The following is a 20642-nucleotide window of genomic DNA, read 5'->3' as shown; positions in this document are numbered from 1 at the left end:
AGACGACGTTCCAAATTAGGGTCCATATGCAACGACTTCTCATTCTTGGCACAGGCGACATGGCTCGGACTCATGCCAGAGCCTTTTCCGACATTCCTGGCTGCGAAATTGTGGCAGCCGTCGACAACAATCCGGAAAATCTGCAGCGCTTTTGCAAAGAATTCGGTATTGCGACGCAGTTTTCCGATCTGGGTGCAGCCATTGAATGGGGTGCATTTGATGCCGCCGCGAATGTCACACCTGATCCTGTGCATCATCCTACGACCATGCAATTGGTTGCTGCCGGCAAGCATGTGTTTTGCGAAAAGCCTTTGGCTGTAACCTATCCGCTGGCCCGGGAAATGGCTGATGCGGTCCGCGCGGCAGGGCTTGTTGGAATGGTCAATCTGACATTTCGCAATGCCAGTGCTGTGCAGCATGCGCACGATCTGGTGCGGTCTGGACAGATCGGGGCCGTGCGGCATTTTGAGGCGAGTTACCGTCAAAGCTGGCTCGTGGGCAATTACTGGGGTGATTGGCGCACGGAAGCACGGTGGCTTTGGCGCTTGTCAGAAGAGCATGGCAGTCTTGGTGTGCTGGGTGATGTCGGCATTCATATTCTGGATTTGGCGAGCTACGGTGCTGATAGTGATCCTGCAGCAATTTCCTGCATGCTGAAGACCTTCAACAAGGCACCGGGAGATCGCATCGGTGATTATCCACTGACAGCAAATGACAGCACGGTGATGAATGTAGAATTGAAAAATGGTGCTGTTGGCGTGATACATGCCAGCCGCTTTGCCACTGGCCATGCCAACACCCTGAAGCTGTCCATTCATGGAGATCAGGGGGCTATTCGCATCGATCTGGATCAAAGCTGGAATCATCTTGATATTTGCAGGGGATCGAATATCCACAATCAGGCGTGGGAGCGCATTGAGGCGCCGCAGGTCAAGAGCAACTTTTCCCGTTTTGTAGATTCTCTGGGTCAGGGTCTTGCGCAGGATCCGGATTTTGAGCGCGGTGCGCGTTTGCAGCAAGTTCTGGATATGTGCGTTCAGTCGAATGCCGAGATGAAAACACTGACTTTTTGAAAAATATTCGCAGTCTGATTCACTGGTAATTGGATAATTTATTCATATTTTCCAACTACCTTGAGACACTTAATGCTGGGCTTGGTAAAAGACAGCTAATTTAGAGAGAAGCAGCCCTTGCCATGGCGCAAAGTGATGCCGGGCTTATCAGCGGCAAAATACGCGAACTGACACGGCTAATCCGCGAAACACGTTTGGCGGACACGCTGTCTGACGTCTCCGATCAGGAACCGACTGCTGCGCCCGCCGCGACCAGTCTTGCGGGTAAGCTGGCAAATAAAATTCGCAGTCAGATGCGGTTGGATGCCTTGGCGCAAAGTTTGCGCACGGTCTATACAGAAATCCCCAAAGTTGCAAAGGCCAGACAGGATGCCTTTACGTTCGCTCTGTTGCCGGGCAAACCACCCCGCTTCTGGGTGGATTTGACCAGTTTTGTGGTGATGACGGACGGTGGCCAGACTTTCCATTTCATGAAGGACACGCGCGATGGCCGCATCACTCTGTTTGAAAGCGACAGTCTTGAGGATACTGCCAATGCGGTCACCGATTATGTGGCAGAGAGAATTGTACAACAGCGTTCAGATGGTCACATTGTTGACCCAGTGGAAAGCCCCGAACTGCAGGCTGAACCGCAGCTAGAACCGCAGCCGCCTCAACCGGACACCGAGCAGATATCGGAGGTGGCTCAGACTGTGGTGCCCGTTAAAACTCAGATACCAGTTGCGGCCCATCAAGCAGTGGTCAGCCAACACCCTGTTTCCGTACCTGCACCGATTGTTATTCAGCCAGCACCGGCCAGAACTGATTGGGTAAAGCTGTTTTTGGCTTTTGCACTCGGTCTTTTTGTCGGAGCTGTGGCGTTGTTTCTGGCTGCCTGGTTCCAGACCCCGGCAGCGCTTTAGAAATTCTTACTCTCTCCGACCGGGCCGATGGTTCCCTTGTCATCAAGAATGCCGCGTGTTTGCCACGAGACTTGCCAATTGTCGGTTTCACCCTGGACTGAGAACAAATTGTAGCAGCCAGCCGGTTTTTTGTGTCCCGGTCCATTAGAAGCTGACGGAACGCCGATAACAGGAACGACCCCTTTGGGTCCGGCAATCTGCTGATGGCTGTGGATATGTGTGTGTCCATGCAACACAAGATCAGCGCCATTTTCTGCAATCATATTGCGGAACCGCTTTGCGCCGATCAGTCGTTTAAGAAACGGGGTTGCATGAGGGAAGGGCGGATGATGGATCAGAACCACACGAAAACAGTCTTTGGTCTGTTGCAGCAATCTTGCTGTAGCTTCTTCCTGAGATGCGGAAAAGGTGCCAGTGGCCATAAAGGGCAGTGTGGCTATCGCGCTTGAACAACCGATGATTGCCATTGGGCCACGATGGCGCAGATAGGGGAAAGTTGGTGTCTGGCTGTTCGTATCGCCAAGCATGTAGGGACACCACTCTCGCAAGGCGTTCTGCAACCCGTGGGCTGTATAGGCATCGTGATTGCCGGGCACCACACTGACCTGGTCTGCTGTGCCCAGACGTCGTAGCCAAATGCCAGCCAGGCGTGTCTCCTCCGGCAGAGCCAGATTGACCAGATCCCCGGTGAGAGCAATGTGATCGGCCTGCTGATCTGCAAGATCAGAAATGAGGGCGTTCAGATAGAGGTCGGAAAAGGATTTTGCCCGATTACGCTTCCAGTTGATGTATCCGGTCAGGCGCTTGGACAAAAGCTGCCAAAGTGAGGGTTTGGGCAATGGGCCTAAATGAGGATCGGAAAAATGGGCTAGCTGAAACATCCTATGGTATTAGCAATCGAATGTCTGTAAATCCAGTCAATTGAGGCGAGGGATTTGAGGCGCGCGCTCCAGTGCTCGGATCGTACATTTTCACTGTCGTTGGTACTTACACTTTTGGTTTGCTATTGCCTTTTATCTGAGCTTTTCAACAGGAATCAATTTCATGAAACTCACCAGACGTCAGAAGCTTACGCAGACGGCTTTCCTGACAATCTCCCGGTTTACGCGGGGCATGACAATGGGGGTTCGGGCATTGGTGGTTGATGACAGTGAGCGCGTGCTTTTGGTGCGCCACACCTATGTGAATGGCTGGTATTTCCCCGGTGGTGCGATTGATCCCGGAGAGCATGCTTTTGATGCGGTGGGGCGGGAGTTGACCGAAGAGGCAGGGATTGCGTTATCAGGTCCGCCAAGACTTCTGAGCGTCTTTCAAAACGCACACGCTTCTGCGCGAGATCATGTCGTGTTGTTTCATTGTCCGGACTGGATACAGAAACACACACCAAACGTGCCCAACCGGGAGATTGCAGAAATCGGGTTTTTCCCAATGGACGATCTGCCGAAAGATATGTCACCCGGCACGATGCGGCGGATAGAGGAATGGCGCAACAATGAAGTGGCAACTCCGGTCTGGTGATGGATATTCATTATCTATGAGGATGTTGGCCGCAGACCGTAAGAAATTGATTCACTTTGTCGCGGGGCATGTCTGGCGGTCACGACAAATAAGCCTGAGCAGCGGACTTATCCGCTGCTCAGGCAATTTAAAATTCACGTCAGCAATGCTGAAGACGTGAAATCCTCAGTGGCGTTACTGTTACATCGGCCCTAATCAATATTAGCAGTGGGCTGTATGTCAGCCGAAACCGCCTGAGCCACAGGCTCCCAGCAGAACGCTGAGTGACGCTATAAGAATGAATGTCTGTGCTTTCATGATGTTGCCCCTTGTTTAGAAATGATAGTTGAGGCCAATACGGCCAACATGATTGGAAGATCCACCAACCACGGATGAGGCTCCTGCAGAGAAGCTGTCATCCGGAACGTCCACATAAAGATATTCCAGTTTCGCCGACCAACGGTCGTTGAATTTACCTTCCACACCGACACCGCCCGTGAACCCGGCAATGGTATCATCGCCGCTTCCAGATCCGCTTACGCTTGCATCGCGATGGGTGAAGGCCACACCGGCAGTGGCATAAACCAGGTACCGGCTGAATGTGTAACCACCTCGCAGGCGGATAGTGCCCATCCAGTCTTCTTCAAAACTGCCATTTGATGAACTGGCTTCAATATCCTGGTAGGAAATGTCCGCTTCAGCACCGACAACCCAACTCGAGTTCAGCTGATAATTATAACCGACCTGCGCGCCGATCGTGAAACCGCCTGCATCGCCTGTTGGGCCAGGATTTGGCGGGCCGTTTTCAAAATCAGCGGTCACTCCACCTATCAAACCACCCACATAGAAGCCGGTCCAATTATAAACCGGCACTGGATCATACATGACCGGTGCGGGATAAGCCGGAAGATCGGCTGCAAAACCGGTGCCGACTGCAAACACTGCGAATGTCGAACCAAGGAAAATCTGCTTAAGCATGACGCGCTCCAAAAAATAAGTAAATTGAACGTAAGCAAATAGCGTTGACTGAGTCAAACCCAACCAACTGCCCCAAACATCACGTTTTTGTGGATGGTTTCAGCTACCCAAAAGAACCAGCAGCAGAATTCCAATAGAGATCAATGCGATACCTGCAATTTCGCGACCCCGAATGCTTTCGCGGAAAAAGAAAATGCTGGCTGCAAAGGAAAATATAATTTCGATCTGACCGACGGCTTTGACCAATACGGCCTGCTGCAGGGTCATGGCAGCAAACCAGCCTAACGAGGCAAGACCGCCCGCGATTCCGGCAAGCGCACTGATGCGCCAGGCCATGAAAAGGCGGCGCAATTGCCCTGGTTCCTGATACTTCAGAAAGATGATCATGAGCACGGCCTGAAACAGGGTGACAAAACAGAGCGTTAAAGAGGCCCGAATCAGAAAGTCACCGCTTGGTAATGACAGCGATGCCGCTCGGTAAGACACACCCGCTATGGCGAAGCAGGCACCAGAGGCAAGACCGAGCAGGGCAGTCTTATCAATCCAATTGCGCTGACTGATGCCGTTTTCCGGCAGGGACAACAGAATCAGGCCGATCATGCTGACGGCAATTGCCAGTACAGCATGACCTGAAAGGGTTTCGCTGAGCAGAATGAAGCCAAGGATTGCGCTTTGTATGGTTTCAGTTTTGGAGAAAATGGTTCCGACAACAAAGTTGCGGAAGGAAAACAGGTGAAGCAACAAGGCTGTGGCAGATATTTGGGCTATCGCACCCACCGCGCCATAGAGGAAGAACGTGGTACCTGGCACGGGTGGCGCTGTTTCTCTTAGGGCGCTGAGACCAATGACAATCGCGGCAGCAAGGGGCGCTGCAAAGACAAAGCGCGCGGCTGTTGCGCCCCAATTGCTCAATTCTGCTTTGAGCGACTTTTGCAGGGCAGAGCGCAGATTCTGCAAAAATGCAGCGCCGATTGAAATGATGATCCAGAGTTCCATGGCCGCCATTGATCACGGGTGCGGTGTCGGGTCAAACACGATTTGCTGATGGATTGTTTTCTTGCGTAGATGAGTGGGCGCTGGTATAGCCGCGCATCTTCTGGGTGAATTCGAGTGTTATGACATATTATTGCGTCCCTGCTGGAAACCGACGACGACTGATCGCATGCGTTTTGCGCGCATGCACAATCGTGCGTCCTGCCTGTGACGAAGCCCCGGTCGTATAGACGAGGCATCAAACCGCAGGACTGTTATCTGAACTTTTTTCCAGCGGTTTAAAATATGCTCACTACTCCTGATTACGCGCTTGCCCTGCAGACCCCGGCCGATGAGACTGTGATACATGCACTTCACGAGAAAACATTTGGTCCTGGCAGGTTTGCCCGTACGGCTTTTCGCATTCGCGAAACGGCTGCGCTAGCGGATGAGTTGTGCTTTGTGGCGCATAGTACCCAAAGCAATAAGATTGTTGGCTCCGTTGTTCTGAGCCACATCACCATTGGCGGCACACCAAGCCTGTTGCTTGGGCCCTTGGCGGTTACACCGGAATACAAGAACAAAGGTGCGGGGAAATTGCTGATGCGTCAGGCTGTGGAGCGGGCTCGGTCAGCAGGATATCAGTCAATCATACTGGTGGGTGATGAGCCTTATTATGGACCGTTCGGGTTTCGCCCCATTCCACATGGTCAGATCAGATTGCCGGGGCCGGTTGATCCTGCACGGTTGCTGGTATGCGTTTTGCCGGATGGGACAGAATTTACAGCTTCCGGTGACGTTAAGGGTGCTAACCCGCTCTGAACCGGTTCAACGGCCTTCGCGATACCACATTGCGGATAACAGGCCGAGCAACAGTGCAAGGCCTAGCAGGCCCGCGAATAAAGGCAGCCGGTCAATGCCAATCAGCCTGGTAGCATCATTCATTTGAAGCCCCATCCAGCCACCACCTGATAATGCGCCTCCGCTGCGCACGGGCAGAATACGGGGCACACTGATTGCGTCACCCTCTGAGGCCGCGACGCGGACGATTGCACCACCCGTTGAAGCGGAAAGCGGCGTCAATGGCTGTGTTGTGCTGAGCGCATCGCGGTATTCACGGGGGTTGTCCGGTCCAACCTGCACCAGTGTTTCCCGCGTGCCGTCACTGACGCGGTAAAGACCAAGATCTTCGACTGGCGTTGTGCTTTGCCAGATGCCGGGCTCCTGGAGTGTCAGATTGGTGGTTCGGGTTTCGCCGCGCGGCGTTTCGATCTGAATTGTAAGATCGGGGCTGGTTTCAACCAGATCTTCCAATGTCTGGCGCTGGATGACCAGACGGCCATCCTCAGCGGTCGCGGTCAGGCGCTCCTCTTCCAGATCGGGCTCTTTCATCAGCCAATGGCCAAGGCGGCGCAAAAGCTGCACATGAGGGCCGCCGCCTTCAAAACCGCGCGCCCAGAGCCAGGCATGATCGGACAGCATGAGAGCCAGGCGGCCTTCGCCATAACGAGACAGCATCAGCAAGGGCCGCTCATCTGTGCCTGTCATGATGGTATTTGTCGTGCCATCGAACCGGGATGGGGTTACGTCGACCAACCGGAACCAGCGGCTCCAGTCAGGTGGTTCCTGATCTGCACCGGGCAGGGCACGGGTGACCGGATGGCGTTTGCCAACATCGCTGACGCGCGCATGGAATGGCTGTTCCAGAACTGTGCCAGTGGGCTCTGCTGGCAGGATGGATGAGAGCGGGCTGTCGAACAGGGAATCGCTGCTTGAATAACCGGGACCGGCTGCGAACATCACAGCGCCACCACGCGCTACATATTCGGCGATATTATAGAAATAGACATGTGACAGAACGCCAAGCCGCTCGTAACGATCGAAAATGATGAGATCGAATTCATCAATGCGCTCGGAGAACAATTCCCGCGTCGGGAAGGCAATCAGGGATAGCTCGTTGATGGGCGTGCCGTCCTGTTTTTCCGGTGGGCGCAGAATTGTGAAATGCACAAGATCAACCGAGGCATCTGATTTCAACAAATTACGCCAGGTGCGCTCGCCGGCATGGGGCTTGCCGGAAATCAGCAAGACGCGCAAATTTTCGCGAATGCCCTCCACCTGTAACAGAGCCGTGTTGTTAATTTCGGTCAGTTCGCCGGGAATGGGCGCCAGTTGGAACTGGAAGAGGTTCAGGCCGCCATGAGCAATCTCGATGGTCACCGGCACGCTGACACCGACCGGTATGGAATAGGTGTCTATGATTTCTCCATCGCGGCTGACGGTCAACGGCATTTCCGGACGGAGCCCGGCTCCCGCTGGTGCTCTTGTATCTTCAATGCGCAGGCGCACAGTCTGGGTTTCATCAACAATGCCAAAGCGGGGGGCGCTTTCCAGAACCACCCTTATGTCACGTTCGTTTTCGTGACCGGTGATTAGGCCGTGGATTGGACCGGACAGTCCGATTGTATCTGCATCTGCCGGAATGTCGTGAACCTGACCATCTGTGATGAAGAATGTGCCAGCCAGACGTTCCGGCGGCACATCGCCCAGCGCCTGTGTTAGGGTTGAGAACAGGGCTGTGCCATCGCTGTCTGCCACGCGCCGCTCACCTGCATCAATGACCCGCAATTCAACGTTATCCAGAGCACTAAGGCGTTCTTTCAGAGCCTTCAGAGTTGCTTCGGTTTGTTCCCCCCGTCCGTCCAGGCTTTGGCTTTCGCTTCGATCTACAACAATGCTGGCCACATTCGTCAGCCGCTCACGCTCTTCACGTTCGACGACCGGATTGGCGAGCGCCAGAACAAGCGCGACCAGAGCAAGGCTGCGCAACGGGGCTCCGCGCAATCGATAGGCCAGACCCGGCAGCGCTAAAACGAGGGCCGCAATGCCAGCTGCTAGAAGCGCCCAGAGCGGGATCAAAGGTTCAAATGCGAGGGACCAGGTCATCTTTATTGCCCCAACCGTTCGAGCAGAGCGGGCAGGTGAACCTGATCTGCCTTGTAGTTGCCGGTCAAAGTGTACATGGCGATATTGGCACCTGTCCGGAAGGCGAGTTCGCGCTGGCGCGGATTGTTTGGCACTGTTGGCAACAATGGTCGACCATCAACTGATACGGCCCATGCGGCTGCAAAATCATTGGCTGTAATCATGATCGACGAAACACCATCGGCGACCCGACTTTCGTTGGTGCCATCCTGATTGCGTGCTTCAACCCACAGCGGACTTTCCAGATAACGCCCTGGAAAGACTGACAACAAAAAGAAAGATTTGGTGAGAACATGGCCAGGTGGCACGGGTTCCAGGGGTGGTACGTCCAGACTGGCCAGCATATTGCGCAGTTTGCTGCTTGCAGGACTTGCGCCGAACCCGGATGTTCCAGAACCTGACAATTGATCGCGGGTGTCGAACAACACAGAGCCACCCTGTTTCATGAACGCATCAATCCGGGCCATGGTAGCCAGGCTTGGCAGTTCAGATTGCGGATCTATCGGCCAGTAGATCAGCGGATAGAAAGCCAGTTCATCGGTTTCCGGGTTCAGTCCTCGCGGATAGGCCGGTTCCAGTGATGTGCGGCTTGCCAGAAACTGGCTCAGGCCGGATAGGCCTTGCCGCGAAATATCGTCAATTTCCCGGTTGCCGGTGATGATATAGGCAAGGCGGGTTTCATTCGCGTCTTCCAGCGCCCGTTGAAGCGCTGTGACATCTTCATTCGCGCTACTTTCCTGCGCTGACGCGTGGTCCACAGCTAGAAAGCCGCTGAATGCCAAAGCAAGTATGACGGTTCTTGCCGTTCCGCGGGCAAGCGTTCTGGCCCGGAACAGGCGCGCAAACACGCCCTGCATAATCAGGACCGCCAAGGCGTCTGCCAATAGCAACAACAGCGCCAAGGTGAAGAAAACCGGTTTCAGATCCATCGTTGTGGCCGGGGCAAAATTGGAAATCGTCTCGGTGGTCAGATCGTTTGTGTTGAGATCTGTCAGCGTGATGTCAGTTTCGAACACATTGACTGCGCGATAGCGTTCCGGCACTCCATAAAAGCCGGGTGGGTTATCAGGCGTTGCGACAACAGCGCCGGTGGCAGGAATGGCTTTGATTGCATTTTCCGATGGTGCGAGCAAACCCGTTGCTGTGAGAGACTGGAATGGCACCAATTGGCTGTTTTGCGTGGTGTTGGACAATTGCGCGGTTCCGCTGGCTTCCTGTACGCGTGCCAATGGCAGTGTAACGCGAAGCATATCCACAAACAGGCCTGATAATGGCAGGTCCGACCAACTCGCGTCAGCTGTCACATGGAATAGAACCAGCCAGCCATTGCCGATCTGGCGGGCCGTCACCAGTGGCGTACCGTCTTCAAGATAAGCCCAGGTGCGGTCAGACAGGCCAGCATCCGGCTCTGCAAGAACTTGTTGTCGCACAGTGGTTTCAGCTTGAATCTGTTCGTTCAACTCAATATCGGCAAAGGGACCTTGATCTGAAAAGCCGGCCAGTTGCTGGGGTGTTTCCCATGACAGACTGCCCCCCAGAATGCGTCCACCCGAGCGTAATGTAACGGGTACGAGCGTATCTTCAGTTGACGCAAGGCGTGGACCGGCAAAGCGAATGACAAGCCCGCCAGCATTTATGAAGTTTTGCAACTGGTTGCCGGCATCGCCCAGGAGTGTGCCAACATCGGTCATGACAATGACGGACACGCCCTCATTGATGAAGGCTTCGATGGAAGTGGCAATGTTGGCGTCTGCTTCGACCCGAAGATCGGCATAGGGAACAAGTGCCCGGCGCACATAATAGGCCGGTGACAACAATGGTTGTGAGGCTTCAGCGCCTTCGCCTGACAGTATGCCGACGACCTTGCGACGGAACCTGTCATCCAGCAATTGGACACCTGCCGCAGTGCCAGCACCCGAAATTTCAATGCGCGCAATGTCGTTACGCAATTCGATGGGCAGATCGAGTGACGTTTCTGCGGATGAACTTTCTTCGTCAAACGTCAGTTCGGAGGTGGCGATGAGCCGGTTTTGCAAATCATAGGCTTCGACCAGTCTTGAATCTTGCCCGGTTGGATCCAGCCGGCTTGCCGAAACCGTCATTTCAGCCACGCCATTTACCGGAGGATTGAGCGCCAGCAGGGTTTGGTTGTCCCGCAACAGGATCACCGGTAAGTCGCTGTCGTTCAAGGCGCTGATGAGTGCCTGATCCGCTGTGCCTTCCGGATCATTTTCGCCTTTGGTGGCTAATTTATCTGAAAACCATACGATCTGTTCGATCTGTCCACCTTCGGGGCTGGATAGAAACGCGCGCAGATTATCTGTCAGGATCGCGCGGTTGAGCGGTAAAGCCTGGGGCTCGAGAGTTTGTATGAGGCTTCGCGCCTCGGCAGGCGACAGCAATTGTGGGAGTTGCACGCCAGCATTGGCGGAAAATGTGCCGACCGCCACAATAGCTGGCAACAAGGCGATCAGATAATCATTCTCCGCTGCGTCATCTATAATTCGATCAGCCGCTTCCATACGTGCGGTCCAGTCGGGCGCGGAGGCGAATCCGTTGTCGACAATGAGCAGGGCATTGCCTGCCAGCGGTGCGCGATTTTCATCCGGTTGCCACAAAGGCCCGGCTAAAGCCAGGATCACTGCCGCCGCAAGCGCCAGTCTGATTGCCGTGAGCCACCATGGGCTATGCGCCGGTGTCTCATCAGGTTTAATGATCTCCAACAGCAGACGCGTAGGCGGGAACTGCACATCGCGTGGCTTGGGAGGTGTCAGGCGCAGAAGCCACCAGATGACAGGCAGAAGCACAAGGGCCGTCAGGAGGAAGGGGGTTGCGAACGCAATTGGCATCTATAGCGCTCCGCTTATCTGTTCGGAGGGAAGGGCATCTGAGGTGCCATCATCGGTCAGACGTGTGTAGAGCGCCATCAAAGCTTCGCTGATTGAGCGGTCAGTATGGTGGATGGCAAAGGTCCAACCCATTTTGCGACAGAAGGCCTGAAGACGATCGCGGCGCTCGGCAAGCCTTGCCTGATAGGCTGCCCGATAGACCTCAGCGCGTCCAGCGGTAAGTTTCAGGCCGCTTTCCGCTTCGCTGAACTGCACACGGCCGGTGAATGGAAAGCTTTCTTCAATAGGATCATTGATTTGTATCAGGTGACCGCGCGCGCCAAGTGCCGACAATCGGGCAATGCCCGCGTTCACATCATCAACTGTATCCAGAAAATCACTGAATACCACGACATCGGTAAAACGTTTTGGTGCCGCCCCAACCGGCAATGCGGTGGGGTCTTTCATAGCACCGAGCATATCGGCAATGGCTTCTGCAGCCTTGCGATCGGCGCGTGCCGGCATAGCGCCAAGCAGGCCAACACGTTCTCCGCTGCGTGTCAGAACCATGGCTAAGGACAGGGTCAACACCAATGCGCGATCACGCTTTGCGGTGTCGGATAGATGTGAACGGTAGCCCATGGAGCCGGTCATATCGGGCCAAAGCCATACGGTATGTGCCGCTTCCCATTCGCGCTCGCGTATCTGCAATTCTTCCTGACTGGCAGAACGACGCCAGTCGATACGGTTTGCAGGCTCACCATAGGTGTAAGGACGGTACTGCCAGAAATCCTCGCCGGGACCTGATTTGCGGCGTCCATGCATGCCAAGCGTCACAGTGTTTGCAATCCGTTCAGCGGCCACCAGAATGTCCGGTAACACATCCGCCACTTCGCGTGCTTGATGAATCTGCAAGTCAGAATCAACCGGCGCAGTCTTCGTATTGTCTGAGGAAGTGGTCGGCCATGCCATAAGTCAGCGAGCACCCCGCAATGCCGAATTGGTCCAATGCTCCAGGCGTTCTCTATGATCCAGCAGGGTTCTCAAAGATGGGTCCCAACAAGGTCAGAGATCAGTTTGCGAACGGTAATCCCGTCTGCGCGCGCTGCAAAGGTCACTGCCATGCGGTGCTGCAAAACCGGGCCGGCAAGCGCTGCCACATCGTCCATGGAGGGCGCAAGTCGGCCATCCAACAGGGCGCGGGCGCGGCACGTCAGCATCAATGCCTGGCCGGCGCGGGGACCGGGGCCCCAGGCAACATGACGGGTGAGACCATCTTCATCATTGCCTTCCGGGCGCGCTGCGCGCACAAGTGCCAGAATGGCATCAACGATTTTCTCACCGACCGGGATGTTGCGCACCAGGGTCTGCATCTCAATGAGGCTTTCCGGTGTGAGCACTGCTTTTGGTATTGCATCCCGTGATCCCGTTGTCTCCAACAGGATCTGACGTTCTGCATCCAATTCGGGATAGAGTACGTCAATCTGCATCAGGAACCGGTCAAGCTGTGCTTCCGGCAATGGATATGTGCCTTCCTGTTCCAACGGGTTCTGGGTTGCCAGAACATGGAATGGTGCGGGCAGATCAAATCTCTCACCAGCAATAGTGACATGGTATTCCTGCATGGCTTGCAAGAGGGCGGATTGGGTTCGGGGGCTGGCGCGGTTGATTTCATCAGCCATCAGCAACTGACCGAAGATGGGCCCTTTGATGAAACGGAAGTTGCGACTGCCATCATCTCCCTGTTCCAGAACTTCGGAGCCAAGAATGTCGGAGGGCATCAAATCCGGGGTGAACTGGATGCGCCTTGCATCAAGACCCAAAACGACGCCCATTGTGTCGACAAGCTTTGTTTTGGCAAGGCCTGGAACACCAACCAGCAGACCGTGGCCACCGGCCAAAACAGTTGTCAGCGCCTGCTCGACCACATCGGTTTGGCCATAGATCACCTTGCCTATGGCGGATTTGACATTCAGAAGAGTTTCGGCTGCCTTGTCGGCCTGTGCCACAATATCAGCTTCATTGAGCTGATTTGGTGCTGCATCGCTCACAGTGGTTGTGTCACTCATGGCATCCCCTTTTGCACGGATTGATTGCTGGCATCTTGGGCGAAACCAGCACAGGCGTCGAGGCCTTAAATATTACAAATTGGCAGGAAATATGTCGTCTGCTTTTGCAGTTTTCCTCAAGTCTGCCTAGATACACATAGGGCCGGGAACGGGCGTTGGAATGCTATAAGCGGGGAAAAAGTGGCAGGATCGGAAGAAGGCGGGCCGGATATGAGTGAGCGGCAAGCGCGCTATGACAGCATTCTTAGCGCTGCAAACCATCATGCCAGGACTGGCAAACCGCCAGTTCATCTCTGGAATCCACCGTTTTGCGGCGATCTTGATATGCGAATCGCGAGAGATGGCACCTGGTTTTATATGGGGACACCCATAGGGCGCATGCCGCTCGTAAAACTGTTCGCCTCGGTGCTGCGCCACGAAGAAGATGGACAGTATTTGCTGGTCACACCTGTGGAAAAAGTTGGCCTTCAGGTCGATGATGTGCCGTTTGTAGGTGTTGAACTGGACAAGGTGGCGCTGGATGACGGGACAGACGCTCTGACGTTGCGCACGAATGTCGATGATGTGGTTGTGATATCGCAAGACCATCCTTTGCGTTTTCACATTGATGCGCAGACAGGTGGCCTGACGCCTTACTGCCTGATCCGGGGGCGGCTGGAAGCACGGCTTGGACGTCCTTTGCTGTATCAACTGGCTGATTATGGTGGTGAAGCCCTGATCGACGGTGAGGACTGGTTCGGTGTTACCAGCTGCGGTCGATTTTTCCCGATGATGCGGGCGGCCGATCTGGGTCAGGCCATGGATAGCGACACGGAATGATGGATGCAATTGCACCACAGGACGCCAGCCAGCCCGATCCTGTGCTGAGCCGTTTCCGGGAACGGTTTTCTGCTGCCTTCGGACCGGGGATGCCGCATGTCGAGACCGGCGATCACATGCTGGATTTACAGCGTCCCCCGCCGCCAGAGATTTTAAAACCCGCTGCTGTTCTCATTCCAGTCGTTCAGCATGAGGCTGGCGCAACGGTCCTTTTCACGCAGCGTACTGCAACCCTGTCGGCCCATGCCGGGCAGATTGCTTTCCCCGGAGGAAGGGTCGATGCGAGTGATGCGTTTTCTCCTCTGACCGCTTTGCGCGAAGCGCGCGAGGAAATTGGGTTGATGTCCGATCAGGTGCAATTGCTTGGCAGCATGCATCGTTACGCCACGGGCAGTGGTTATGAAATCACACCTGTGGTTGGTGTGATACAGCCACCTTTAAGCCTGTCTGCAAATCCAGATGAGGTGAGTGCCATCTTTGAAGTGCCGCTAAATTTTCTGATGACTGGTAGCAATTATCAAAGGCTGGAGCTTGATCGGAACGGGGTCAAACGACAAGCCTATGCAATTCCTTACAAGACGCACTATATCTGGGGAGTAACCGCAGGAATCCTTAAAACGCTTTACGAGAGTCTGTATCCAACATGACGCGATTCTATCTGACTTACGCTCTTCTATTCGCCGTCCCTTTTGTGCTGTATGTGAGCTATATCTATTTTAGCATGGGCCGGAGCGCTATCCGCGAAAGCCTGACTGTCAAAGCGTTGGGCTGGCTTTCGGTCCTGGGAGCCGGGTTGACGGTTGTCGTGATAGTGGTGTTGACCAACTTCACCGGGTTTGCCTCTGATGGTGTCTACCAGCCAGCTCGCTTTGAGGATGGTCGCTTGCTGCCGGGTACGATTGTCGAACCGGACGCTCCAAGTCCGGAGTAGGCTGTGGCACGATACAAGGCGCACCGAAGCGTTTTTCAAAACTCGTTTTTGCAGGATGAACAGCTTCAGCATCTGATGCAGGTGCTTGGTGGCACTGCGCAGTATGTGCGCGTTGTCGGCGGCGCTGTGCGTAATGCGCTGAGGCACATAAAGGTCAACGACATTGACCTTGCCAGTGTGCACCACCCTGATGAGGTGATTGCGCGTGCAGAAAAAGCAGGCTTCAGGACAGCGCCAACGGGCATCGCCCATGGCACGGTGACAATTATCGGGAAGGGCGTGCACTATGAAGTGACGACCTTGCGCGAGGATATTGAAACCGATGGCCGGCACGCGGTCGTGCGTTTTGGTACGGATTGGCAGCGCGATATGGAGCGCAGGGATTTCACCATGAATGCGCTTTGTGTCGATCGGGACGGCGTGCTTCATGATCTGGTATCCGGTCTTGAGGATTGCCGCGAGGGCCATGTGCGGTTTATCGGCAATGCGCAACATCGCATTGCCGAAGATGCGTTACGGATTTTTCGATTTTTTCGGTTTTCCGCTCATTTTGGAGATGGAGCCCTGGATGGCCCGGGTCTTGCCGCGGCCAATGAAGGTGTTTCCTTATTAAGCCATTTGTCGGCCGAACGCATTCAAACCGAGTTGAAGAAAACCTTTAGCGCCCCGCGGGCCGATCAGTTAAGTCTGGCTGTGAAAGCAGGGGCCGCGATTTTTGATGCCATTGAGCTTGGTGTAGATGGTGCGGATTATCAGGCATTGGCGAAATGTGACCGGTCCGACTGGTCGATGCGAGCCTTCATTCTATGGCGGCACCGACCAGAGGCTTTACAACTGGCCGTTCGTAAGCTGAAATTCTCCAAGGCAGACTGTGCCCGTATTGATTTGCTGAACGAGGTCATCGCCTTTCTGGATCAATGTGATTTGGCGGATACTTTTCAGGTGCGACATGCAGTTTACCGCTTTGGTGCCGCGGTAATTGATGACGCGCTCTATCTGTTGAGCTGTTTTGAGCAGAATTCAAAGCACCAATATGGCGTCTGGGCCAAGCCACTGGAAAACTGGCAGCCACCAATCTTTCCTGTAAAGGCTGCTGATCTGATGCAATTGGGAATACAGCGGGGGCCGGATCTGGGCCAAAGTCTTGCCCGATTGGAGCAAATCTGGATTGAAGCGCAATTTGCGCTGACCCGTGATGAACTTTTGAGCCATGTGGGGCTGAGCTGTGACAAGGAGACTGATAATGGCCGAATTTGAAATCCTGTTTAGTGAAGGTGAGACAAAAGGCCTGTTTTCTCTCTATGCGCCAAAGGAGGGTCATGACGTGCCAATAAAATCGGGAGAGATGACCTTCTCCAAGGCAGGCACCACCACCTGGATTATTGACCATACGGGCGTAGATGACTTCATGGAAGGGACCGGAGCTGCAGCCGCACTGGTAAAGCGTGGTGTTGAATTGGCACGGGAGCGCGGTGTAAAAATCATACCGCTTTGCCCGTTCGCAATGGTCCAGTTTAAACGACATCCGGATTACGCAGATGTTTTGCAGGGTTGACGCTGATCGTATCACGGGCCTCTCGGGCCTGAATCAGTGTGGGGTTTAGGTATTGTGATTTTACGCCCGCCGATTTCTTCAGAATGCCAAAGCCTGACAGACTTGTGCCTCAGCTCAAAAGCCTATTGGGGCTATGATTCAGCTTTTATGGAAGCCTGCAAAGATGAACTCACGCTGACAGACGCAATTCTACGAACATCAGAATTGATTGTTGCGGAAGTGGACGGCGTCATCTTGGGGATGGCACAATTGGAAGTTTCGCCTCCGGTGGGTGTTCTGGAAAAATTGTTCGTAGAGCCGGGCGCAATTGGGAAAGGTGTTGGGAAACATTTGTTCCGATGGGTCGTTGCGAGGGCAAGCGACCTGGGGATCAGCAGATTTACACTCGATGGTGATCCGAATGCGGTGCCGTTTTATCTGCATATGGGTGCAATTCAGATTGGGTCTTCGCCATCGGGGTCAATTCCGGGACGCTTGCTACCAAAATTTCAATATGATGTTGTGTTGCCCGACTGATTTTTCCGCCATGCACGGCGAATTCCCCCAATTTTTCAAACACAGCTTTGTCACATCGATACACAGGGTTGTGAGGTGTTTCTGTATTTCTGTGAGGTCGATTTTGGCGATCCGCAGAGTTCTGCGGTTTGGCCCTGCCGGTCTCACGCGTCTGTGAATGTTCATGTTTCGCGAACGAATTGTCGCTGTTTAAATCTCAGAACTTCTTCCTTAAATCCAACTCATCGAGAGGCCAACACCACTCGCAACAAACAAAACAAGACGACAACCGAAAATCAACAATAAGGAATAACAACATGACTTTTCGTAAAATCGCAGCACCAATCCTGATCCTCGGCTCCATTGCACTGGGCGCATCTGCAGCTTCTGCAAATGTATACAACCCAGCCAATGACAGCTCACCTGATGCCATGACCCCAGGTTACACTGGTCTGGCCAAAGACCTGTCCGGCAAATAAGCCAGACACGCCCTCTACCGGATGCCGATTGTCTCTCTGCACCCCAACCTGACAGATGAGATGACCGGCAACCGGAACACTTAATAAACGTCAAGCAAGAACAAGGAATAATAAAATGACATTTCGTAAAATCGCAGCACCAATCCTGATCCTCGGCTCCATTGCACTGGGCGCATCTGCAGCTACTGCAAATGTATACAACCCAGCCAATGACAGCTCACCTGATGCCATGACCCCAGGTTACACTGGTCTGGCCAAAGATCTTTCCGGCAAATAATAGCTGGAAGAGCGCAACAGATACGCTTTGTTGCGGCAAGGATCTCGTCGCCTAACGCGCCCCCTAAGCAGGGTGACGGGATCTGAGCTTAACGGCTCACAAACACCACCGACCTTACAGCCGCCAATAACAAAAATAAAATGGCCAATGGTTGGGTGATGCGGGCCACAAAAGCTCCACCTTCAAAGCCTCCCGATACCCATCGGCGGGCTTTCTTCTTTTGTATTTACACTTATCCATTTTTGTCCGCGCATTCGAGCAATCGTAAGCATCCACCGGGGGCCTGTAGTGGATAAAAGCTGCAACGGTGGTTCCGAGAACTCTTGGAACGTTGGAAGCCTCGACCTATCAGTGCGCCCAGCGTGCCTTGGCAGGCGTTTCAGAGATTGCCTCCTTCGTTAGACAATTCTTAACAAAGTTCGATAGGTATCATTTCATGTTCTCTTGCTAATAATGGAGGCCTTGTTGCAAACGCAAACAGGGCACCAAGTGCTATGGGGACTTACAATGAGCAACATTCAAAGTGGTAATAAAGATCGCCTTCATCACTGGGATTTCTCCTGGGCGCTCTATCTTATGCTCGGCATCCCGTTTCACGCGGCTGTCATTTATTCCCTGGCCCATGAATGGGCGGTGAGTTCTCCCGACAAAAGTCAGGTACTGACCTGGTTGTCCAGTTTTCTCCACACATTCCGCATGCCTGGTTTTTTCCTGCTGGCTGGCTTCTTCTCCATCATGTTACTGGATCGCAAGGGCCCGATGATCTGGCTGAAATCTCGGCTATTTCGTCTGGGCGTGCCACTTTTCAGTGCAACTTTGCTCATTCTGCCGTTTCAGATAGTGGTTCAATCCGTAGCGCTCTCTGTAAATGGAACGCTGCCATGGGCGGACTTATCGGCCTATACAACTGGCCAACTGACACAGTTCGGCGAACCTTGGATTTCCCACCTGTGGTTCCTTTGGAGCCTCATAGCTTATTGTGTAGGCTTGGCGATGCTCCATGCGCTGGTGGGTGGCGCTAACCTGCGGGCAGCGCTTGATGGCCTGGTGGGCTGGGTCACGCGCAATCGCATCGCATCATTCATCGGTTTTGCTGGTCTGTGCGCTGCGACTGCCTATGTCCAATCCGTGGTCGTAGCTGCAAGCCCGTACTACGGAAACGCGGTCATCAACTACAATGCTTATATCCTCTATTTCTGCCTCGGTGTGATACTGTTCCACAGTTCGAAAATGCAGGACTTACTCGTTAAGCCCGGTCCGACAGCGGCTTGCGTTGGCATTGTTCTGGCAGTTCTTTCTGTCTTCCCGTATACGGATTTACTGGGGCATACACTCAATGTGATTGCTGGCATCGCAGGTGCTTTGCTGATCGTTGGCTATATCTCAAATCTGGCCGTCAAGCATTTCAACAGACCCAACGCCAAGGTCCGTAAACTGGTGGATGCTTCTTTCACTATCTACCTGTTTCACCACCCGATTATCTTTGTGCTGGCAACGTTATTTCTGTTGGTCAACTTGCCGCCGATCATCGAATTCGTGATCATTGCTGTCGTCGCAGGTGTCAGTTCCTACGCGATTCATCAATTGATCAGCAAAAGTTCCATTCTGAGTATGATGTTGGGGTCAAATGCCACGAGCAGGTCGGGTCGTTCGCTGGTTAAAGTAACTGGCTGATATGATAAATTTTTGACGTAAAAAGGTATTTTTTTGCCGGGTTGCAACACCCGTTTACCAGCCAATCATCTACGATTTTTCTGACAGCTATGCTCTGAATGGTTCTGCTGATGTAAAGCTGGCGTTCCGAACGTCGGTGTCCGAGAACTACCACTTCATCAGGAGGTTGCGGTTTGTTGCAGCCTTCTTTCACGGAACACCGAGTAAAGGCCGCAGCCAACAACAATGGCACTGCAAAGCAGGGTGAGACTATCCGGCCTTTCGGCAAATATGACGACGCCCAGCACCATGGCAAAAACCAGCCTGGTGTAACGAAAGGGCGCGACGACTGAAATCTCTCCGCTGCGCATGGCTATTGTAAGCGCGTTGTAGGCGATGACGCCGAAGATAATTGCGCCCGCGATCTGCAACAAATTGTTAGCGCCTGGCCATATGATACCACCAGTCCAGTTGAGCATCAGACATCCTGCAACAACAAGCATGAAAAAGCCCCAGACGCCCAATTGCATGTTTGACATGGATTGGGGAGCGGCACGGGTGGCAAGATCCCGCCCGGCAAAGCCAAGTGTTCCAAGCACTGCGAACAGGGATGCTGGTTCAAACCCGCTCAGACCCGGGCGTAGAATCAGCAAGACGCCGCCCAACCCGATCAAAATTGCCAACCAGCGCCGCCAGCCGACGGTCTCGCCAAAAAAGATGACTGCGCCAATGATGACGATCAGCGGGGTCGCCTGCAAAATTGCAGATGCGCTCGACAAGGGGGTCAATGCAAGGGCGAGCGTGAAGCAAATTCGGCCTGTCACTTCACAAATGGACCGCAATATAATCGGGCGTGACAGGATTGCCGGGTGCAGCAAGACCTCACCGCGCCGTGCAGTCAGAATCATGAACACAATCATGCCTCCCAGACCAAACAGGATCAGCACCTGACCAAGGGGTAGGGATGTCGTTGCAGACTTAATGAACAGATCTTCCAGCGAAAACGCGGCCATGGCCGCGACCATCAGAAGGCTGCCGCGCAGATTGTTCAATTGTTCACGGGCCCGGTTCCGTTCCGATAGGGATGTTGTTGGTTGATTTTCCTAAGGCAAGCGGCTGACAATGGAAA

At 53.8% G+C, this 20642-nt stretch carries 21 protein-coding genes; 13 read left to right on the top strand and 8 right to left on the bottom strand.

Translation table 11 applies throughout. The annotated features are described in order from the left end of the window. Window positions 1-26: 26 nt before the first annotated feature. Window positions 27-1073: a Gfo/Idh/MocA family protein gene (locus RAL91_RS19660; protein ID WP_306257951.1), complete on the top strand. Its 1047-nt coding sequence runs from the start codon at window positions 27-29 to the stop codon at window positions 1071-1073. A gap of 122 nt (window positions 1074-1195) precedes the next feature. Then, entirely contained in the window at window positions 1196-1975 is a 780-nt protein-coding gene (locus RAL91_RS19655) for a hypothetical protein (protein WP_306257950.1), read from the top strand. Here RAL91_RS19655 and RAL91_RS19650 read toward each other — a convergent pair. Then, entirely contained in the window at window positions 1972-2856 is an 885-nt protein-coding gene (locus tag RAL91_RS19650; protein WP_306257949.1) for a metallophosphoesterase, read from the bottom strand. The two genes, RAL91_RS19655 and RAL91_RS19650, sit on opposite strands and share 4 nt — an antisense overlap. Before the next feature lie 163 nt (window positions 2857-3019). On the opposite strand from RAL91_RS19650, the gene RAL91_RS19645 reads away from it, so the two are divergent. Beyond that, on the top strand, window positions 3020-3493 hold the full coding sequence (locus tag RAL91_RS19645; RefSeq protein ID WP_306257948.1) for an NUDIX domain-containing protein: 474 nt from the start codon (window positions 3020-3022) through the stop codon (window positions 3491-3493). A gap of 312 nt (window positions 3494-3805) precedes the next feature. Here RAL91_RS19645 and RAL91_RS19640 read toward each other — a convergent pair whose 3' ends face one another. Both RAL91_RS19640 and RAL91_RS19635 read right to left on the bottom strand, forming a co-directional pair. Then, complete coding sequence (locus tag RAL91_RS19640) at window positions 3806-4450, bottom strand: outer membrane protein (RefSeq protein WP_306257947.1); 645 nt, start codon at window positions 4448-4450, stop codon at window positions 3806-3808. Window positions 4451-4549: 99 nt separating this feature from the next. Next, the gene (locus tag RAL91_RS19635) at window positions 4550-5446 is read right to left on the bottom strand and encodes an EamA family transporter (protein ID WP_306257946.1); all 897 of its coding nucleotides are present in this window, start codon (window positions 5444-5446) and stop codon (window positions 4550-4552) included. Window positions 5447-5728: 282 nt separating this feature from the next. Between RAL91_RS19635 and RAL91_RS19630 the strand changes: the two genes are divergently transcribed. Beyond that, complete coding sequence (locus tag RAL91_RS19630) at window positions 5729-6244, top strand: GNAT family N-acetyltransferase (RefSeq protein WP_306257945.1); 516 nt, start codon at window positions 5729-5731, stop codon at window positions 6242-6244. A 6-nt stretch (window positions 6245-6250) separates the two neighbouring features. Here the strand turns inward: RAL91_RS19630 and RAL91_RS19625 are convergent, their stop codons facing one another. The 4 genes from RAL91_RS19625 to RAL91_RS19610 all read right to left on the bottom strand — a co-directional run bounded on the left by RAL91_RS19625 (window position 6251) and on the right by RAL91_RS19610 (window position 13304). Continuing rightward, window positions 6251-8368 (bottom strand): hypothetical protein, encoded by a 2118-nt coding sequence (locus tag RAL91_RS19625; protein WP_306257944.1) that lies wholly within the window; start codon window positions 8366-8368, stop codon window positions 6251-6253. 2 nt (window positions 8369-8370) lie between these two features. Further along, complete coding sequence (locus tag RAL91_RS19620) at window positions 8371-11256, bottom strand: DUF4159 domain-containing protein (RefSeq protein WP_306257943.1); 2886 nt, start codon at window positions 11254-11256, stop codon at window positions 8371-8373. Next, window positions 11257-12150, bottom strand: coding sequence for a DUF58 domain-containing protein (locus tag RAL91_RS19615; protein WP_306257942.1), 894 nt, complete (start codon window positions 12148-12150; stop codon window positions 11257-11259). A gap of 128 nt (window positions 12151-12278) precedes the next feature. After that, window positions 12279-13304, bottom strand: a complete 1026-nt coding sequence (locus RAL91_RS19610; RefSeq protein ID WP_306257941.1) for a MoxR family ATPase — start codon at window positions 13302-13304, stop codon at window positions 12279-12281. A 210-nt stretch (window positions 13305-13514) separates the two neighbouring features. Here RAL91_RS19610 and RAL91_RS19605 point away from each other — a divergent pair, with 210 nt between their 5' ends. From RAL91_RS19605 to RAL91_RS19565, 9 genes are all read left to right on the top strand, one after another. After that, the gene (locus RAL91_RS19605; protein ID WP_306257940.1) at window positions 13515-14123 is read left to right on the top strand and encodes a DUF1285 domain-containing protein; all 609 of its coding nucleotides are present in this window, start codon (window positions 13515-13517) and stop codon (window positions 14121-14123) included. Beyond that, window positions 14120-14770 carry a CoA pyrophosphatase gene (locus tag RAL91_RS19600; RefSeq protein ID WP_306257939.1) on the top strand — a complete coding sequence of 217 codons (651 nt, stop codon included), beginning with the start codon at window positions 14120-14122 and terminating at the stop codon, window positions 14768-14770. The genes RAL91_RS19605 and RAL91_RS19600 overlap by 4 nt, the downstream gene beginning before the upstream one ends. Then, the gene (locus tag RAL91_RS19595) at window positions 14767-15054 is read left to right on the top strand and encodes a DUF6111 family protein (RefSeq protein ID WP_306257938.1); all 288 of its coding nucleotides are present in this window, start codon (window positions 14767-14769) and stop codon (window positions 15052-15054) included. Before RAL91_RS19600 ends, RAL91_RS19595 begins: the two co-directional genes overlap by 4 nt. A gap of 3 nt (window positions 15055-15057) precedes the next feature. Continuing rightward, window positions 15058-16311: a CCA tRNA nucleotidyltransferase gene (locus RAL91_RS19590; protein ID WP_306257937.1), complete on the top strand. Its 1254-nt coding sequence runs from the start codon at window positions 15058-15060 to the stop codon at window positions 16309-16311. Beyond that, window positions 16298-16609: a GNAT family N-acetyltransferase gene (locus tag RAL91_RS19585; RefSeq protein WP_306257936.1), complete on the top strand. Its 312-nt coding sequence runs from the start codon at window positions 16298-16300 to the stop codon at window positions 16607-16609. The genes RAL91_RS19590 and RAL91_RS19585 overlap by 14 nt, the downstream gene beginning before the upstream one ends. 54 nt (window positions 16610-16663) lie before the next feature. Beyond that, entirely contained in the window at window positions 16664-17125 is a 462-nt protein-coding gene (locus RAL91_RS19580; protein WP_306257935.1) for a GNAT family N-acetyltransferase, read from the top strand. Window positions 17126-17421: 296 nt separating this feature from the next. Then, window positions 17422-17583 carry a hypothetical protein gene (locus RAL91_RS19575; protein ID WP_306257934.1) on the top strand — a complete coding sequence of 54 codons (162 nt, stop codon included), beginning with the start codon at window positions 17422-17424 and terminating at the stop codon, window positions 17581-17583. Window positions 17584-17698: 115 nt separating this feature from the next. Further along, window positions 17699-17860 carry a hypothetical protein gene (locus RAL91_RS19570; RefSeq protein WP_306257933.1) on the top strand — a complete coding sequence of 54 codons (162 nt, stop codon included), beginning with the start codon at window positions 17699-17701 and terminating at the stop codon, window positions 17858-17860. A 507-nt stretch (window positions 17861-18367) separates the two neighbouring features. After that, window positions 18368-19534 (top strand): acyltransferase family protein, encoded by a 1167-nt coding sequence (locus RAL91_RS19565; protein WP_306257932.1) that lies wholly within the window; start codon window positions 18368-18370, stop codon window positions 19532-19534. Between the two features lie 158 nt (window positions 19535-19692). Here RAL91_RS19565 and RAL91_RS19560 read toward each other — a convergent pair whose 3' ends face one another. After that, window positions 19693-20565: a DMT family transporter gene (locus RAL91_RS19560; RefSeq protein WP_306257931.1), complete on the bottom strand. Its 873-nt coding sequence runs from the start codon at window positions 20563-20565 to the stop codon at window positions 19693-19695. Window positions 20566-20642: the final 77 nt, after the last annotated feature.

Origin of the sequence: Pararhizobium sp. IMCC21322 (genome assembly GCF_030758295.1) — a bacterium.
In the GTDB taxonomy this organism is placed as follows: domain Bacteria; phylum Pseudomonadota; class Alphaproteobacteria; order Rhizobiales.
Note: the sequence above shows the minus strand (reverse complement) of the source record. Positions and strands in the feature narration are given on the sequence as shown.

What these genes read in the sequence shown, in the direction of transcription:
- RAL91_RS19660 (WP_306257951.1), top strand. Translation starts at nt 27, where the DNA reads ATGCAACGACTTCTCATTCTTGGCACAGGCGACATGGCTCGGACTCAT.
- RAL91_RS19655 (WP_306257950.1), top strand. Translation starts at nt 1,196, where the DNA reads ATGGCGCAAAGTGATGCCGGGCTTATCAGCGGCAAAATACGCGAACTG.
- RAL91_RS19650 (WP_306257949.1), bottom strand. Translation starts at nt 2,856, where the DNA reads ATGTTTCAGCTAGCCCATTTTTCCGATCCTCATTTAGGCCCATTGCCC.
- RAL91_RS19645 (WP_306257948.1), top strand. Translation starts at nt 3,020, where the DNA reads ATGAAACTCACCAGACGTCAGAAGCTTACGCAGACGGCTTTCCTGACA.
- RAL91_RS19640 (WP_306257947.1), bottom strand. Translation starts at nt 4,450, where the DNA reads ATGCTTAAGCAGATTTTCCTTGGTTCGACATTCGCAGTGTTTGCAGTC.
- RAL91_RS19635 (WP_306257946.1), bottom strand. Translation starts at nt 5,446, where the DNA reads ATGGAACTCTGGATCATCATTTCAATCGGCGCTGCATTTTTGCAGAAT.
- RAL91_RS19630 (WP_306257945.1), top strand. Translation starts at nt 5,729, where the DNA reads ATGCTCACTACTCCTGATTACGCGCTTGCCCTGCAGACCCCGGCCGAT.
- RAL91_RS19625 (WP_306257944.1), bottom strand. Translation starts at nt 8,368, where the DNA reads ATGACCTGGTCCCTCGCATTTGAACCTTTGATCCCGCTCTGGGCGCTT.
- RAL91_RS19620 (WP_306257943.1), bottom strand. Translation starts at nt 11,256, where the DNA reads ATGCCAATTGCGTTCGCAACCCCCTTCCTCCTGACGGCCCTTGTGCTT.
- RAL91_RS19610 (WP_306257941.1), bottom strand. Translation starts at nt 13,304, where the DNA reads ATGAGTGACACAACCACTGTGAGCGATGCAGCACCAAATCAGCTCAAT.
- RAL91_RS19605 (WP_306257940.1), top strand. Translation starts at nt 13,515, where the DNA reads ATGAGTGAGCGGCAAGCGCGCTATGACAGCATTCTTAGCGCTGCAAAC.
- RAL91_RS19600 (WP_306257939.1), top strand. Translation starts at nt 14,120, where the DNA reads ATGATGGATGCAATTGCACCACAGGACGCCAGCCAGCCCGATCCTGTG.
- RAL91_RS19595 (WP_306257938.1), top strand. Translation starts at nt 14,767, where the DNA reads ATGACGCGATTCTATCTGACTTACGCTCTTCTATTCGCCGTCCCTTTT.
- RAL91_RS19585 (WP_306257936.1), top strand. Translation starts at nt 16,298, where the DNA reads ATGGCCGAATTTGAAATCCTGTTTAGTGAAGGTGAGACAAAAGGCCTG.
- RAL91_RS19575 (WP_306257934.1), top strand. Translation starts at nt 17,422, where the DNA reads ATGACTTTTCGTAAAATCGCAGCACCAATCCTGATCCTCGGCTCCATT.
- RAL91_RS19570 (WP_306257933.1), top strand. Translation starts at nt 17,699, where the DNA reads ATGACATTTCGTAAAATCGCAGCACCAATCCTGATCCTCGGCTCCATT.
- RAL91_RS19565 (WP_306257932.1), top strand. Translation starts at nt 18,368, where the DNA reads ATGAGCAACATTCAAAGTGGTAATAAAGATCGCCTTCATCACTGGGAT.